At 65.4% G+C, this 16136-nt stretch carries 16 protein-coding genes; 7 read left to right on the top strand and 9 right to left on the bottom strand.

What is annotated here, in order from left to right:
- Positions 1 to 69 precede the first annotated feature (69 nt).
- Positions 70 to 1113 (bottom strand): heat-inducible transcriptional repressor HrcA, encoded by a 1044-nt coding sequence (gene hrcA / locus CH273_RS25425; protein WP_027497502.1) that lies wholly within the window; start codon positions 1111 to 1113, stop codon positions 70 to 72.
- 133 nt (positions 1114 to 1246) lie between these two features.
- On the opposite strand from hrcA, the gene CH273_RS25420 reads away from it, so the two are divergent.
- Positions 1247 to 1552, top strand: coding sequence for a type II toxin-antitoxin system VapB family antitoxin (locus CH273_RS25420; RefSeq protein ID WP_008715485.1), 306 nt, complete (start codon positions 1247 to 1249; stop codon positions 1550 to 1552).
- 10 nt (positions 1553 to 1562) lie between these two features.
- Here the strand turns inward: CH273_RS25420 and hemW are convergent, their stop codons facing one another.
- Entirely contained in the window at positions 1563 to 2774 is a 1212-nt protein-coding gene (gene hemW, locus CH273_RS25415; RefSeq protein ID WP_032394548.1) for a radical SAM family heme chaperone HemW, read from the bottom strand.
- 336 nt (positions 2775 to 3110) lie between these two features.
- On the opposite strand from hemW, the gene CH273_RS25410 reads away from it, so the two are divergent.
- The 5 genes from CH273_RS25410 to CH273_RS25390 are packed head-to-tail and all read left to right on the top strand — an operon-like array spanning position 3111 to position 8548.
- Positions 3111 to 4829 (top strand): nitrite/sulfite reductase, encoded by a 1719-nt coding sequence (locus CH273_RS25410; RefSeq protein ID WP_032394756.1) that lies wholly within the window; start codon positions 3111 to 3113, stop codon positions 4827 to 4829.
- Positions 4826 to 5536, top strand: a complete 711-nt coding sequence (locus CH273_RS25405) for a phosphoadenylyl-sulfate reductase (RefSeq protein ID WP_032394757.1) — start codon at positions 4826 to 4828, stop codon at positions 5534 to 5536. Before CH273_RS25410 ends, CH273_RS25405 begins: the two co-directional genes overlap by 4 nt.
- A complete protein-coding gene (gene cysD, locus CH273_RS25400; protein WP_032394549.1) occupies positions 5533 to 6477 on the top strand; it encodes a sulfate adenylyltransferase subunit CysD in 945 nt (314 codons plus the stop codon). Before CH273_RS25405 ends, cysD begins: the two co-directional genes overlap by 4 nt.
- On the top strand, positions 6477 to 7781 hold the full coding sequence (locus CH273_RS25395; protein WP_032394550.1) for a sulfate adenylyltransferase subunit 1: 1305 nt from the start codon (positions 6477 to 6479) through the stop codon (positions 7779 to 7781). Before cysD ends, CH273_RS25395 begins: the two co-directional genes overlap by 1 nt.
- Positions 7778 to 8548, top strand: a complete 771-nt coding sequence (locus CH273_RS25390; protein ID WP_032394551.1) for a sirohydrochlorin chelatase — start codon at positions 7778 to 7780, stop codon at positions 8546 to 8548. The genes CH273_RS25395 and CH273_RS25390 overlap by 4 nt, the downstream gene beginning before the upstream one ends.
- Here the strand turns inward: CH273_RS25390 and CH273_RS25385 are convergent.
- From CH273_RS25385 to CH273_RS25360, 6 genes are all read right to left on the bottom strand, one after another.
- Positions 8479 to 9525, bottom strand: coding sequence for a sulfate/molybdate ABC transporter ATP-binding protein (locus CH273_RS25385; RefSeq protein ID WP_032394552.1), 1047 nt, complete (start codon positions 9523 to 9525; stop codon positions 8479 to 8481). The genes CH273_RS25390 and CH273_RS25385 overlap by 70 nt on opposite strands.
- Positions 9522 to 10325 (bottom strand): sulfate ABC transporter permease subunit CysW, encoded by an 804-nt coding sequence (cysW, locus tag CH273_RS25380; RefSeq protein ID WP_032394553.1) that lies wholly within the window; start codon positions 10323 to 10325, stop codon positions 9522 to 9524. The genes CH273_RS25385 and cysW overlap by 4 nt, the downstream gene beginning before the upstream one ends.
- Positions 10322 to 11215 carry a sulfate ABC transporter permease subunit CysT gene (gene cysT / locus CH273_RS25375; protein WP_032394554.1) on the bottom strand — a complete coding sequence of 298 codons (894 nt, stop codon included), beginning with the start codon at positions 11213 to 11215 and terminating at the stop codon, positions 10322 to 10324. The genes cysW and cysT overlap by 4 nt, the downstream gene beginning before the upstream one ends.
- A gap of 6 nt (positions 11216 to 11221) precedes the next feature.
- Complete coding sequence (locus CH273_RS25370; RefSeq protein WP_032394555.1) at positions 11222 to 12244, bottom strand: sulfate ABC transporter substrate-binding protein; 1023 nt, start codon at positions 12242 to 12244, stop codon at positions 11222 to 11224.
- 201 nt (positions 12245 to 12445) lie between these two features.
- Positions 12446 to 12535: an Ms4533A family Cys-rich leader peptide gene (locus tag CH273_RS28530; protein WP_327205197.1), complete on the bottom strand. Its 90-nt coding sequence runs from the start codon at positions 12533 to 12535 to the stop codon at positions 12446 to 12448.
- A 118-nt stretch (positions 12536 to 12653) separates the two neighbouring features.
- The gene (locus CH273_RS25360) at positions 12654 to 12887 is read right to left on the bottom strand and encodes a hypothetical protein (protein WP_032394557.1); all 234 of its coding nucleotides are present in this window, start codon (positions 12885 to 12887) and stop codon (positions 12654 to 12656) included.
- A 147-nt stretch (positions 12888 to 13034) separates the two neighbouring features.
- Between CH273_RS25360 and CH273_RS25355 the strand changes: the two genes are divergently transcribed.
- The gene (locus CH273_RS25355; RefSeq protein WP_371828361.1) at positions 13035 to 15026 is read left to right on the top strand and encodes a glycoside hydrolase family 15 protein; all 1992 of its coding nucleotides are present in this window, start codon (positions 13035 to 13037) and stop codon (positions 15024 to 15026) included.
- A gap of 10 nt (positions 15027 to 15036) precedes the next feature.
- Here the strand turns inward: CH273_RS25355 and CH273_RS25350 are convergent, their stop codons facing one another.
- A complete protein-coding gene (locus tag CH273_RS25350) occupies positions 15037 to 16044 on the bottom strand; it encodes a nitronate monooxygenase (protein WP_032394559.1) in 1008 nt (335 codons plus the stop codon).
- Positions 16045 to 16136 lie beyond the last annotated feature (92 nt).

Here is a 16136-nt window from a genome sequence, read left to right as displayed (position 1 = left end):
TCGTTCGATAGTGCTGTGTGCGGCCGCCCGCGCCCCCGCGGCCGTCGTTCGATCGGTTCTCGCTCGTCGTCAGCGTTCGGCCAGGACCTCGCCGATGTACCTGGCAACCGCGGCGACCGACGCGATTGTTCCTGGGTAGTCCATTCGGGTCGGCCCGAGAACACCCATTCCTCCGAGGACCATGCCAGCCGACCCGTACCCGGTGGAAATCACCGACGTTCCGCGCATCTCCTCGACCTGCGTTTCCTCGCCGATCCGCACCGTGACCGTTCGGGTGTCCTGTGTCACGGCGAGCAGCTTGAGCACCACCACTTGCTCTTCCAGTGCCTCGAGTACCGCTCTGAGCGACCCGGGAAACCCCGCGTCGCCCGCGAAGTCCGCGGCGTTGCGCGTCAGGTTCGCCGTGCCGCCGAGTACCAGGCGTTCCTCGGGGTGCTCGACGAGTGATTCCACCAGCACCGTTGCCGATCGAATCATCGCGTCGCGCAGCGCGGGCGGGGCGTTCTCGGCGAGTTCGGCCACCGCAGCCGACGCCGCCGCCAGCCGCTTGCCTTCCAGCGCACCACCGAGGAGGCGCCGCAGCTGAGCCAAGTTCTCGTCGTCGATCACGTCACCGAGTTCGACGATGCGCTGATCGACTCGACCGGAGTCGGTGATGAGCACCAGCAGCAGCCGGGCCGGGGTGAGCGCCACCACCTCCAGGTGGCGCACCGAGGACGCCGACAGCGTGGGGTACTGCACCACGGCCACCTGGCGGGTCAACTGGGCCAGTAATCGAACGCCGCGTCGCAACACGTCGTCCAGGTCAACGCCGTTCTCGAGAAACTCCAGGATGGCGCGACGTTCGGCAGCAGACAGTGGCTTGACGTCGGCTATCCGGTCGACGAACTGCCGATAGCCCTTGTCGGTCGGCACCCGACCGGAGCTGGTGTGCGGCTGGGCGATGTAGCCCTCGGCCTCGAGCACAGCCATGTCGTTGCGCACCGTTGCACTGGACACTCCCAGGTTGTGGCGCTCGACCAGCGCACGCGAACCCACGGGTTCCTGGGTGGACACGTAGTCCGCCACGATCGCTCGTAGAACCTCGAACCGCCTGTCGTCGGTGCTCGACATCGGTGCCCACCTCCGTTCTCGTTTCCAATCGTCGCTCGAGTCTAGTAGCCGGCGAACACATGCTCGTGCAAGGCCTTACTGTGGTCCGAGTGGAAACGTTCTTTCGATTCGGTCCAGCGGCTCGAGGCTCGCGATGATCTTCAAGGGTGTTCGTGACGGAAAGCCGTACCCCGAGCACGGCCTGTCCATCCGCGACTGGTCGAGAATCCCGCCGCGCCAGCTCCGCCTGGACGAGATCGTCACCACCACCAAGGTGCTCGAGCTGGACAGATTGCTGTCCGAGGACTCCACCTTCTACGGCGATCTGTTTCCCCACGCGGTGCAGTTCCGCGGCGTCATCTATCTCGAGGACGGCTTGCACCGCGCTGTGCGTGCGGCACTGAGAAATCGAACTGTGTTGCACGCCAGGGTGTTCGACTACGACGCCCTCGGAGCCTGAGCCAGGTTTTTCAGGCGGCCGCGATGGTGCGCACCACCGCGTCGGCCAGCAGTCTGCCTCGGTCGGTCAGCACGAGATGGTCACCCCGGGCCACCATCAACCCGTCCGCGACGGTCTGCTCGGCAGCGGCGCGCTCGGCCGGCCCCAGCAGAGTTCTCGGCACTCCCGAGCGGAGCCGCACGGTCAACATCAGCTCCTCGAGGTGTCGATCCTCGGCGCTGAGCAGTTCGCTGCCCAGCACCGGTAGGTGACCTGCGGCGAGGCGATCGGCGTATGCGGCCGGGTGCTTGACGTTCCAGAACCGGGTGCCGCCGATGTGACTGTGTGCACCGGGTCCCGCGCCCCACCAGTCGCCGCCGTCCCAGTAGCCGATGTTGTGGCGGCACTGCGCTGCGGCGTCGGTGGCCCAGTTCGACACCTCGTACCAGGACAGGCCTGCGGCGTTCAATGCCGTGTCGATGCGCTCGTATCGGCCCGCCAGTACGTCGTCGTCGGGGGCAGGCAGCTCACCTCGGCGAACCTTGCGGGCCATGGCGGTGCCGTCCTCGACGATCAGCGCGTAGGCCGAGACGTGGTCGACACCGGCGTCGAGAACCGCGGCGAGAGACTGGTCCAGGTCACTGTCACGCTCGCCCGGGGTGCCGTAGATGAGGTCGAGATTGACGTGCTCGAATCCCGCCGCACGTGCTTCCTTGGCTGCGGCGACCGCGCGACCGGGCGTGTGCGTGCGATCGAGGACGGCGAGCACGTGTGGCGCAGCGGACTGCATTCCGAGCGAGATACGAGTGAAGCCCGCATCACGGAGCCGGTCGAAGAATCGAGGCGACGTCGATTCGGGGTTGGATTCCGTGGTCACCTCGCCGCCGTCGGTCAGGCCGAAGCTGGACCGCACCGCCCCCAGGACGTCGGCCAACCCGTCGCCCCCGAGCAATGACGGCGTGCCACCGCCGACGAAGACGGTGTCTGCCGTCGGAACGCGGCCCGTACCGGCCTGGATCAGCCCAGCAGCGATGTCCAACTCACGTCGCAGGCCCTCCAACCAGGACTGCGGTGACGCCGACGTTCCCAGTTCACCGGCCGTGTAGGTGTTGAAGTCGCAGTACCCACATCGGGTGGCGCAGAACGGGACGTGCACGTAGATCCCGAATGCGCGGTCCCCCACCCCGTCGAATGCCTCGGTCGGCAGCTCGAAGGTGGACGGGACGGGTAGGACGGTATTCACGCCCTCCAGTGTCCCAGAGTCCAGGCCCACCCGATCCCACTCGCCCTGCCAGCCTATTTACCCCGAAATCGGGGTAAATAGCTGCCGCCGTCGTCCGTCGCCGCGATGACGTGGCACAATGGCTCCCGTGACCGACTCAGGAATTCGACTCGTGGCGCGCCGCCACGTCGATCTCGGCCGTGTCTGCAGCGCGTCGTGTCGACACACGACCGGCTGCTGACCAGCCTTCCTTCGAGCACGTCCATTCGATCCACCGGTTTCCCGCTGTCGTCGAAAGCGCAGATGTCCGCGGTTTCGTCCCGGTTACCGGCCAGCACAAAGATGCAGGAGCAATGCATGTCGTCGACCAGCGACGCGACCACCGACGCTGTCCCCGCCACACCACGGGAGCGCACGCCGCGGCCGACCAAGCGTCGGGCCGAGGGCCAGTGGGCACTGGGTTACCGGGAGCCACTGAACGCCAACGAGCAGTCCAAGAAGGACGACAACCCGCTCAACGTGCGTGCCCGCATCGAGAACATCTACTCCAAGCAGGGTTTCGACAGCATCGACAAGGGCGATCTTCGCGGCCGTTTCCGGTGGTGGGGCCTCTACACCCAGCGCGAACAGGGCTACGACGGCACGTTCACCGGTGACGACAACATCGATCTGCTCGAGGCCAAGTACTTCATGATGCGCATTCGCTGCGACGCGGGCGCGCTGAATCTCGAGCAGCTTCGCACACTGGCGCAGATCTCCCAGGACTTCGGCCGCGACACCGCCGACCTCTCCGATCGGGAGAACGTGCAGTTCCACTGGATCGAGGTGGAGAACGTCCCCGAGATCTGGCGTCGAATCGAAGCGGTCGGCCTGAAGACCACCGAAGCGTGCGGCGACTGCCCCCGTGTCGTTCTCGGCTCCCCGCTCGCAGGTGAGGCCGTCGACGAGATCCTCGACCCCACCTCCGCCATCGACGAGATCGTCGAGCGCTACATCGGCAAGCCCGAGTACTCCAATCTGCCGCGCAAGTTCAAGACGGCGATCTCCGGCCTGCAGGACGTGGTGCACGAGATCAACGACTGCGCCTTCGTCGGCGTGGTGCATCCCGAGCACGGACCGGGTCTGGACCTGTGGGTCGGCGGCGGACTGTCCACCAACCCCATGCTCGCGCAGCGCGTCGGCGTCTGGGTCCCGCTCGAGGACGTTCCCGATGTGTGGGAGGGCGTCGTCTCGATCTTCCGCGACTACGGATACCGCCGGCTTCGCACCAAGGCGCGCCTGAAGTTCCTCATCAAGGACTGGGGCATCGAGAAGTTCCGCCAGGTCCTCGAAGACGAGTACCTGCACCGCAAGCTCATCGACGGCCCGGCTCCCGAGAAGCCCGCTCGGCCCCGCGACCACGTCGGCATCCAGAAGCTCAAGAACGGCCTCAACGCCGTCGGCGTGGCACCCATCGCGGGCCGTGTCTCGGGCACTGTCCTCGCCGCCGTCGCCGACGCCGCCGAGAAGGCCGGATCGGATCGCGTGCGATTCACGCCGTACCAGAAGCTGATCGTGCTCGACGTTCCCGACGAGACGCTCGAACAGCTGATCTCCGATCTCGATGCGCTGGGCCTGCCTGCCCGGCCGTCGCACTGGCGCAAGAACCTGATGGCCTGCAGCGGCATCGAGTTCTGCAAGCTCTCGTTCGCCGAAACCCGCAAGCGTTCACAGGTTCTGGTGCCGGAGCTCGAAGAGCGCCTGTCCGACATCAACAGTCGACTCGACGTTCCGATCACGATCAACATCAACGGCTGCCCCAACTCGTGCGCGCGGTCGCAGATCGCGGACATCGGATTCAAGGGGCAGTTGGTCGACGACGGAGCCGGGAATCAGATCGAGGGTTTCCAGGTTCATCTCGGAGGCAGCCTCGGTCTGGACAGTGCGTTCGGCCGAAAGTTGCGCCAGCACAAGGTGAACAGCTCCGAGCTGGGAGATTACATCGACAGAGTGGTGCGCAATTTCGACAAGCACCGCGAGGACGGCGAACGGTTCGCTCAGTGGGCCGTGCGAGCAGACGAGGCGGATTTGCGATGAGTACCAGGCTGAATTTGACGGTGGAGGAACTGAAGGACATCGCCGAGCGCGGTGCCCGCGAACTCGACGGGGCGAGCCCACTGGAACTGCTGCAGTGGACCGAGGACACCTTCGGTAACGACTTCATCGTTGCCTCCAACATGCAGGACGGGGTTCTCGTTCACCTCGCTGCACAGGTTCACCCGGGTGTGGACGTGCTGTTCCTCGACACCGGCTACCACTTCGCCGAGACCATCGGAACGCGCGACGCCGTCGAGGCCGTCTACGGCGTCAATGTCGTCAATGCCCGCGCCGAGAAGACTGTTGCCGAACAGGATTCGATCGAGGGCAAGGACCTGTTCGCCCGCGAGCCCAACCGGTGCTGCGCGATGCGCAAGGTCGCACCCTTGAAGAAGGAACTGGCGAACTACAGCGCCTGGGTCACCGGAATCCGGCGAGTGGAGGCCCCTACCCGTGCCAACGCTCCGCTGATCTCGTTCGACGACGCTTTCGGCCTGGTCAAGATCAACCCGATCGCACCGTGGTCGGACGAGCAGATGCAGGCCTACATCGACGAGCATTCGATTCTGGTCAATCCCCTCGTCGACGAGGGCTATCCGTCCATCGGGTGCGCACCGTGCACCGTCAAACCTGCCCCCGGAGCCGACCCGCGTAGCGGTCGTTGGGCCGGCAAGGCCAAGACCGAATGTGGGTTGCACGCCTCATGACACTCGACCTCACCTCGGCAACCGTCGGTCGAACCCATCTCGATGCAGATCGGTTCGACACCCTCGACGCACTCGAATCCGAGGCCATCCACATCTTCCGCGAGGTGGCGGGCGAGTTCGAGCGCCCCGTCATCCTGTTCTCCGGCGGCAAGGACTCGACCGTTCTGCTGCACTTGGCGATCAAGGCGTTCTGGCCCGCTCCCCTGCCGTTCGCGCTGCTCCACGTCGACACCGGCCACAACCTGCAGGAGGTGCTGGACTTCCGCGATCACGTGGTCGCCAAGTACAACCTGCGCCTGCACGTGGCCAGCGTCGAGGAGTACCTCGCCGACGGACGCCTCACCGAGCGTCCCGACGGCATCCGCAACCCGCTGCAGACCGTGCCTCTTCTCGACGCGATCTCCGAGAACCGGTTCGATGCCGTGTTCGGCGGTGCTCGACGCGACGAAGAACGCGCCCGCGCCAAGGAACGAATCTTCTCGCTGCGCAACGCATTCGGCCAATGGGAGCCCAAGAAGCAGCGCCCCGAACTGTGGAACCTGTACAACGGCAAGCACTCTCCCGGCGAGCAGGTGCGTGTGTTCCCGCTCAGCAACTTCACCGAACTCGACATCTGGCGCTACATCGCCCGTGACGATGTGGAGTTGGCCAGCATCTACTACGCCCACCAGCGCCCGGTGTATCAGCGCGACGGCATGTGGATGACGCCCGGCGTCTGGGGCGGACCGGCCGAGGGCGAAGAGCTGCAGACCCTGTCGGTGCGCTACCGCACCGTCGGCGACGGATCCACCACCGGTGCCGTGCTGTCCGAGGCCGCCGACAACCAGGCAATCCTCGCCGAGGTAGCGGCGTCACGACTGACCGAACGCGGAGCCACCCGCGGAGACGACCGCGTCTCCGAGGCTGCCATGGAAGATCGCAAACGAGAAGGATACTTCTGATGAGCAGCACGGGAACGCAACTTCTTCGCCTCGCCACCGCAGGTAGCGTCGACGACGGTAAGTCGACCCTCGTCGGACGGCTGTTGTACGACACCAAATCCGTTCTGGCAGACCAGATCGATGCCGTCACACGGGCCTCGGTGGACAAGGGACTGGCGACACCGGACCTGTCGCTGCTCGTCGACGGCCTACGCGCCGAGCGCGAACAGGGCATCACCATCGACGTCGCCTACCGCTACTTCGCGACGCCGCACCGCTCCTTCGTGCTCGCCGATACCCCCGGCCACGTGCAGTACACCCGCAACACCGTCTCCGGCGCGTCGACGGCTCAGCTGGTCATCCTTCTGGTCGATGCCCGCAAGGGTGTCATCACCCAGACTCGTAGGCACGCAGCGGTTCTCGCCCTGCTCGGCGTTCCGCGCCTGGTGCTCGCGGTCAACAAGATCGATCTGGTCGAGGACCCAGCAGCGGTGTTCGCCGAGATCTCGGCCGAGTTCAACTCGCTGACGTCCTCGCTCGGGTGGTCCAGCGAAGACGTCATCGAGATCCCGGTGTCCGCACTGCACGGCGACAACGTCGCGGTGAAGTCCGACAAGACCCCGTACTACGACGGTCCGACCCTCATCGAGCACCTCGAGTCGGTTCCAGTCGATGCCGAACCGCACCGGGTCGGTCTGCGTTTCCCCGTGCAGTACGTGATCCGGCCCCGCACCGCGGAATTCCCGGATTATCGCGGATACGCAGGGCAGGTCGCAGCGGGCTCCGTCGACGTCGGCGACGAGGTCGTCATCCTGCCCTCCGGCACCCGAACCACTGTCGAGCGCATCGACACCGCCGACGGCGAGTTACGTACCGCTCATGCCGGACGCAGCGTCACCCTCGTCCTGGCCGACGACGTCGACGTCTCCCGCGGCGACACCATCGCCTCACCGCAGGATGCGCCCGAGCCGATCGGCGACTTCGAGGCCACTGTGTGCTGGCTCGCCGAGAAGCCGCTTCGCCCGGGTGCTCGTCTGTTGCTCAAGCACGGCACTCGCACCACTCAGGCCATCGTCGGAACACTGGTCGAACGGTTCGACGAGCAGGAGCTCATCGCGCACGAAGGACCGGAGTCGTTGGAGCTCAACGAGATCGGCCGCATCTCCGTGCGCGTCGCCGAGCCGATCGTGGCGGACGACTACGCCGTCAACAGGCACACGGGCAGCTTCCTGCTGATCGATCCGGCCGGTGGCAACACGTTGGCTGCCGGACTCGTGGGTAACGCTCTGGCTGCCGTCGAGCTGGGGTCGGCAGTTCCGGCGTGAGCGCACTGATCGCGGTTGCCCACGGCAGCCGTGACCCGCGCTCGGGCGCAGCGGTCCACCGCGCCGTCGACGTCCTGCGTCGGCGGCGACCGGACCTGGACGTGCGTGTCGCGTTTCTCGATCTTTCCGAGCCCCGCGTCGATCAGGTGGTCGACGACCTGGCCGCTGCCGGTCACAGCCGTATCGTCGCCGTTCCGATGTTGCTGGGCAAGGCTTTCCACGCGAAAGTCGATCTGCCCGAGCTGTTGGACGCAGCGAGGACGCGACACCCTCTCGTGTCGATCAGGCAGGCCGAGGTTCTGGGAGACGACCGACTCCTCATCGAGGCGGTCCGTGATCGGATCGCCGATACCGGTGTCGGAGTCTCCGATTCGACGGTCGGCATCGCCCTGGCCGCCGTCGGCTCCTCGGTGGCACCGGCGAATCAGCGCACCCGTGTGATCGCACAGAAGCTGCTCGCCGGAACGCACTGGGCCGGAGCCGTGACCTGCTTCGCCACATCGGTCTCCCCGTCCCCCACCGACGCGATCGCACAGCTGCGCGCGCTGGGAGCCGACCGCATCGTCGTGGCACCCTGGTTCCTGGCCCCGGGACTGCTCACCGACCGGATCGAAGCGTCGGTGGCAGGCCTACCGGACGTGGTGCACGCCGAGGTCATCGGCGCGCACCCGGCCGTGGCCGAACTGGCGTCGCGCCGCTACGACTCCACCGTCGCACGCGAGTCGGTGGCGTCGGCGATCGTGGGCACGCGGGTGGCTCGTACGTAGACGGTCTCGCCCTCGCGCAGGCCGAGAGCCTCGCTGTCTCCGCGGGTGATCTGGGCCGCGAACAGTTCACCGGTTGCCGCGTTCTTCAATTCGACCTTCACCTCGAAGCCGAGGTGCACCACCCGCTCGACGACGGCACGCGTCACACCGGCCGATTCGGCCGTCCCGCTCGCCTGAGCCTGCGCCAACGACGGGTCGCGTCCGACGCGAATGTCGTGCGGCCGCACCAGAAGTCCGTTGAGCTTGGCCACCTGACCGAGGAACGACATCACGAAATTGTTGGCCGGGCGATCGTAGAGATCCTCCGGGGTGCCGACCTGTTCGATTCTGCCCTTGTTGAGCACCGCGATCCGATCGGCGACGTCGAGCGCCTCCTCCTGATCGTGGGTCACCAGCACGGTGGTGACGTGGACCTCGTCGTGCAGCCGACGCAGCCACGTCCGCAGATCGGCACGCACCTTCGCGTCGAGCGCGCCGAAGGGCTCGTCGAGCAGCAGCACCTGCGGGTCGACGGCGAGAGCGCGAGCCAGTGCCATGCGCTGGCGTTGTCCACCGGACAGCTGCGCCGGGTAGCGGGTCTGGAAACCGGCCAGCCCGACGATCTCGAGCAACTCGTCGACCTTCTTGGCGATCTCGGCCTTGGGCCGCTTGCGAATCTGAAGGCCGAACGCGACGTTGTCACGCACCGTCAGGTGTTTGAACGCCGCGTAGTGCTGGAAGACGAATCCGATCTCGCGGCGCTGCGGACTCACCCACGTCACATCCTGGCCTGCGAGCACCACTCGACCGGAGTCGAGCTGCTCGAGTCCGGCGATGGAGCGAAGCAGAGTGGACTTGCCCGAACCACTGGGTCCGAGCAGCGCCGTCAGCGATCCCTTGGGAATGTCGATGCTGACGTTGTCGAGCGCGGCGAAATCGCCGTAGTGCTTGTTGCCGCCAACGACGGAGATCTCGATCTCGGGGGATGCCTCGGTCATTGTTTCGTCCTCTTCTTGTCGAGGGCAGTCATCAACAGCAGCACGATGACGGCGATCGCCATGAGCAGTGTGGACGCGGCGTACGCGCCCTGTTGGTTGAAGTCCTCGTATCGTGAATTGACCAGCAGCGTCAGTGTTTGAGAGATGCCGGGCAGGTTGGTCGAGACCATGATGACGGCACCGAACTCGCCGAGCGAACGCGCGACGGTGAGTACGACACCGTAGGTCAGGCCCCACCGGATCGCCGGAAGAGTGATGCGCCAGAACGTCTGCCACGACGACGCACCCAGCGTCGAGGCGGCCTCTTCCTGCTCCTCACCGATTTCGTAGAGCACAGGTTCGACCTCGCGCACGACGAACGGAAGCGTGACGAAGATCGTCGCGATGACCATGCCGGGAAGTGCAAAGATGACCTTGAAACCGAGGCTCTCGACGCCACCGAACCATCCGTTGGCTCCCCACAACAGGATCAGCGCAACGCCCGTGATGATCGGCGACACCGCGAACGGCAGATCGACGACGGCTTCGAGTACGCCCTTGCCGCGGAACCGTCCTCGCACGAGCGCCAATGCAGTGATGACGCCGAACACGATGTTGATCGGAACCACTATCGCGACGATGAGCAGAGACAACTGCAGGGCGGATTGAGCTGCGGGCGTGGTGATCTGCTCGAAGAACGTCACCACGCCGTTCTCGAAGGTGCGATAGAGAATTGCCCCGAGGGGGAACAGCACCAGAACGGCGAGGTAGAGCAGAGCCACGGTGCGCAGCGTCAATTTGATCGGCAGGCCGATTTTCACGAGATCTGCTCCTCACGTCGGGCCAGGCGATTGCCCACCACGCGAAGTACGAACAACACTGCGAACGCGATCGCCAACAGCACCACCGAGATCGCGGCGGCATCGGTGGGCCGGTCGTATTCGATGAGTTCGCGGATGTACTGCGACGCCACCTGCGTGTCGTTCGGGATGTTGCCTCCGATGAGCACCACCGATCCGAATTCGCCGATCGCGCGGGCGAACGCGAGACCTCCTCCCGACAGCACGGCGGGCAACAGCACCGGCAGCACGATGCGTCGGAAGATGGTCCAGTTGTTCGCACCCAGTGAGGCGGCCGCCTCCTCGACGTCCTTGTCCAGCTCGATCAGCACCGGTTGCACCGCACGCACCACGAACGGCAACGTGACGAACAGCAGCGCGACGATCACCGCGGGCTTGGTTGCGTTGAACACCAATCCGATCGGACTCGCCGGTCCGTAGAGAGACAGCAACACCAGGCTGGCCACGATGGTCGGCAGCGCGAACGGCAGATCGATCAGGGCGTTGACGAATCGCTTACCCGGGAATTCGTCCCGCACCAGGACCCACGCGATGAGGGTTCCCAGGAACAGATTGATCACCGCCGCCGCCACGGACACCAGGAGGGTGACCTTGAACGTGGCCAGTGCACGCGGCACGGTGACCGCATCCCAGAAGCCGGCCAGACCGCCGTCGAACGACTGAACCGTCAATGCTGCCAACGGAAGCAGCACGATCACGCTGAGCCACAACACGGCGACTCCCAGGCCGAACGGCCCCACCGATCCCGGACCCCTGAACTTTCGGCCTTCCCGCCCGGCACGAAACCGTGGTCTCGTGCCGGGCGAGACGGTCGAACCCGCAGCTGCGGCTTCGGTGGTCGAAGATGACATCGATCGCTACCGAGTACTTTCCTGATAGATCGTCGTGATCGCACCGCTGTCACCGAACAGATCGGCATCCACCTGGGTCCAACCACCGAGATCATCGATGGTGTACAGCTGTTCGGGGGTGAAGAACTTGTCGGAGTACTCCGACGCGATGTCGGGGTTCGTCGGTCGGAAGCCCGACTCCGCCCAGATCTTCTGTCCCTCGTCGGTGTAGATGAAATCGTTCAGCGCATTGGCGCGGTCGAGGTTGGCACTGCTGTTGATCACGGCCACTGGATTGTCGATGCGGAACGTGACGGGAACGTCCACGTGCTCGACGTTCTGTCCCTGCTCCTCGATGAGCAGCGCCTCGTTTTCGTAGCTGAGCAACGCATCACCCTGGCCCTGCAGGAAGGCTTCGGTTGCGGCGCGGCCGGATTCGGGCTGAACCGGGAAGTGATCGGCGACCAGGGTGCGAACGAAATCGAGACCGGCCTGCCTGTCCTGGCCGCCGTTGCTCTTCGCCGCGTACGGGGCGAGCAGGTTCCACTTGGCCGAGCCCGAGCTGAGCGGGCTGGGGCTGATCACCTGAACGTCCGGCTTGATCAGATCGTCCCAGGTACGAATGTTCTTGGGGTTGCCCTCGCGCACGACGATGGTCACCACGGAGCCGAACGGCACTCCGCCGTAGGCATTCTGGTTCCAGTCCTCGTCGACCTTGCCCGCCTGCACCAGACGGGTGATGTCGGGTTCGACCGAGAAATTGACGATATCGGCGGGTGCGCCGTCGGCCACCTTGCGAGACTGATTACCCGATGCGCCGTAGTCGGCGTTGATCGCCGTGCCCTCGCCGTCCTCGGTGGCTGCGAACGCCGGACCGATTGCGTCCCAACCGTTCTTGGGTACGGCGTACCCTACGAGAGTCAATGCGGGACCGCTGGCGGTGTCCGGCTCACCGCCGACGACGTCACTCGATCCACCCCCGCATGCAGTGAGGAGGAGGGTTCCCACGGCCGCGAAGGTGGTCAGTAGGTAGCGAGAGTTGTGCCTCATCGAGAGAGGACCTTTCGTGATGATGTGCAGTGAATGCGAGCTGGGCAGAGGTCGACATGGCCGAAGTCGAACCGGAGCACCACAGTGTCCGCGTGCCATCGCGAGATCACCGTGAACCACAGAGGGTTCGCCACGAACCCGACCGCGAGATGCAGGCGCGCGGGCAACGGATCGACGGAACCGATTCGACGAAGGAAGAAATCAACAACAGTCGATATCGGCGACTGCCAGGATGCCGACAGCAATCAACGCCAACTGATGGCGGACGCGGTACTCGGCGGCAGAAGACACGGTCAGGAATCTAGCAGAGGATCCGGACCGACTCTAATCGGCTAGCGAGTCAGCAACCAGGCGATGACAACCAGCACCAGGAGCGCGATGAGCGCCAACGTGACCCGAGACCGAGGCATTACTGTCCATCCTTCGTCGTAGTGGTGATCGCACCCGTCAGCTCCGCGTCGCGAGCAGCCCGTGCATCACGCCCGAGCAGGTGCAGAACCACCGCGAGCACGCGATCGAAGACACGTGCCAGCAGGAACGCGGTAGGCACGATGACCAGCAGCACGACTATCGACTGTGGCACGAACGGCAAACCCGTCACCCACAGTTCGACGCCGTCCCACCAGCGTGCGATCGATTCCACCCTCGCAGCTTAAACCAGCTCGTTCCGCTCTCACGCCACGCCGACCGACGACCAGCAGTGGACGCATGCCGTGGATCGGTCGATGATTACGCCATGACGGCATACGAAGATGTTTCGCCAGTGCCCCCGGTGGCCGACGAGCCCGCCATGGGGTCGGGGCATCCAGGTCTGGGCGGGGTCGAAGTTCAGGGAGCGTTGGGCAGCACCGACGCACCGGTGTCCACCCTGACGTCCTATCGCAGTGCCTTTCCGCCGATCGACGACTACGCGTTCCTCTCGGACTGCGAAACGACCTGTCTGATCGCTCGCAACGGATCGGTCGAGTGGATGTGCGTGCCTCGCCCTGACTCCCCCAGTATCTTCGGCGCGGTCCTCGATCGCAGCGCGGGACACTTCCGGGTCGGGCCGTACGGTCAATCGGTGCCCGCAGCGCGGCGATACCTGCCCGGTGGCCTGATCGTCGAGACGACGTGGCAGACCGAAACCGGCTGGCTCGTGGTGCGCGATGCACTCGTCATGGGACCGTGGCACAACACCGACCAGCGCTCTCGTACTCACAAGCGCGCACCGAGCGACTGGGACGCCGAGCACATCCTGCTGCGCACCATCAAGTGCGTCAGCGGAACGGTCGAACTCGAGATGAGCTGCGAGCCGGCCTTCGACTACCACCGCGCGCCGGCGAAGTGGGAGTACACCGGCAAGGTGTACGAGGAAACCACCGCCACCTGCGAGGCCAGCGCGGGCGGTGATCAGCCCACGTTGAAGCTGACCACCAATCTCCGCATCGGCATCGAAGGACGCGAAGCCCGCGCCCGCACCCGAATGACGGAGGGCGACAACGTCTTCGTTGCTCTCTCGTGGTCGGATCTGCCTGCGCCGCAGACGTTCGACGAAGCCGCGGACAAGATGTGGCGCACCTCCGAATGCTGGCGGCAGTGGATCACGATCGGCCGATTCCCCGATCACCCGTGGCGGGGCTACCTGCAGCGCAGCGCCCTGACACTCAAGGGTCTGACCTACGCCCCCACCGGTGCCCTGCTGGCTGCGTCGACTACATCGCTTCCGGAAACCCCTGGTGGAGAACGTAACTGGGACTATCGCTACACGTGGGTGCGTGATTCGACGTTCGCGCTGTGGGGCCTCTACACACTCGGACTCGACCGTGAGGCCAACGACTTCTTCGCGTTCATGTCCGACGTGGCGACAACGGCGAACGGCGAGGTCAATCCCCTCCAGGTCATGTACGGCATCGGCGGCGAGAAGACGCTCGACGAGAGCGAGCTGCCGCACCTGTCCGGATACGACGGCGCACGTCCGGTACGTATCGGCAACGGAGCCTACGACCAGGAGCAGCACGACATCTGGGGGACGATGCTCGACTCGGTGTACCTGCATGTCAAGTCGCGCGAGCACGTGCCCGAATTCCTGTGGCCCCTGCTCAAGCGGCAGGTGGAGGAGGCGATCCTTAACTGGCGCAAGCCCGATCGCGGTATCTGGGAGGTGCGCGGTGAACCCCAGCACTTCACCTCGTCGAAGCTCATGTGCTGGGTTGCGCTCGACCGAGGTGCCAAGCTCGCCGACATCCACGGCGAGACGGAGTATTCGGCCAAGTGGAACGAGATCGCCGACGAGATCAAGGCGGACATTCTCGAGAACGGCACCGACTCTCGGGGTGTTCTCACTCAGCGCTACGGTGACCCGTCGCTGGATGCGTCTCTGCTGCTGGCACCGCTGCTTCGGTTCCTGCCTGCCGAGGACGAACGCATTCGTGCGACGGTGCTGGCCATCGCCGACGAGTTGACCGAGGACGGCCTGGTCCTGCGCTACCGAACCGACACCACCGACGACGGTCTGGCGGGCGAGGAAGGGACGTTCACGATCTGCTCCTTCTGGCTCGTGTCGGCGCTGGTCGAGATCGGCGAACTTCCTCGCGCCAAGCACCTCTGCGAGCGTCTGCTCGGGTATGCGAGCCCACTCAAGCTCTACGCCGAGGAGATCGACCATCGCACCGGCCGTCATCTCGGCAACTTCCCGCAGGCGTTCACCCATCTTGCGTTGATCAACGCGGTGGTGCACGTCATCCGCGCCGAGGAAGCTCAGGTGGCAGGGCACTTCCAGCCCGCCCACTCCAACCCCTGAGCGGGAGGGCTCAGCGGCCGAGTTGCCTCGCCCATTCGGCGATCAGCTCGGCCGCGGGCTTCGCCTGTGCCCGGCGAAAACCGGTGCCGGCCCACATCGAGAGTCCGGACGGATCACCAGCAGCCGCGGCCTTCGCCCGCATCGGCGCGGTCAGGTAGTGCAGATCGGGATACGCAAGTGGTGCGGCCTCGGAGTTCTCGCGCATGAACTCGTTCACCAACCCCCGCGCAGGTCGGCCGGAGAACGCTCTGGTCACTGCAGTGTCGGGAGCGACCGTCAGTTGCTGTCGATGCACCGGCTTGGTGCCGGCCTCGGGTGTGTTCAGAAACGCGGTTCCGAGCTGCGCGGCATGTGCGGCACCCGAATCGAGCAGTGGCGCAATGTCGTTGCCGTCCATCAGTCCGCCGGCGGCGATTCGCGGTAGATCGGATATCTCACGCACCGCGGTCAGCAGTTGGGTCAGCGGCTCGTCGGGGGCCGAGCCGTCGAAGGTGCCGCGATGCCCGCCCGCTTCGGGTCCCTGCACCACGAGAGCGTCCACACCGTTGGCGGTGGCCACCGACGCGTCCGACGCGGTGGCGACGGTGGCCCACACCTCCGTTCCTACGGCGTGCAGTTGCGCGACTTCGTCCGCGTCGAACGTCGCGAACGTGCTCGACACCAGCGGTACCGGGTGCGCGAGCAACCAGGCGAACTTCTCGGCGTAGAAGTCGTCGCGTCGGACCAGCTCTCCCGGCTCCGCGTCGAAACGCTCGAACCAGGACGCGAGGTGCTCGGCGTAGGACTTCACGTCCGCACCCGATGGCTCCTCGGGCAGGAAGAGATTGACCCCGAACAGCAGATCGCGAACCGAATCGATCTGCGCTGCAAAGGCTTCGGGCGTCAGCAACGCACCGGCGATCATGCCGAGCCCACCCGCCTCCGAGACTGCACGGGCGAGTTCGGGAGTACTCGGGCCGCCTGCCATCGGCGCACCGACGACGGGAACACGTAACTGCTTCAGAATCGGGGTCGTCACAGTTTCGAAATGTACTCGCGCGTCGTTCGTGAACGGATTGGGTGGGGACCGCGCGCCCCTGCTGACAACTGCGCGCCCCTGCTCCGAGGTGA

This window comes from Rhodococcus sp. 05-339-2, from assembly GCF_002258965.1.
GTDB lineage: Bacteria > Actinomycetota > Actinomycetes > Mycobacteriales > Mycobacteriaceae > Rhodococcoides.
This window is presented reverse-complemented; position numbering and strand designations above follow the sequence as displayed.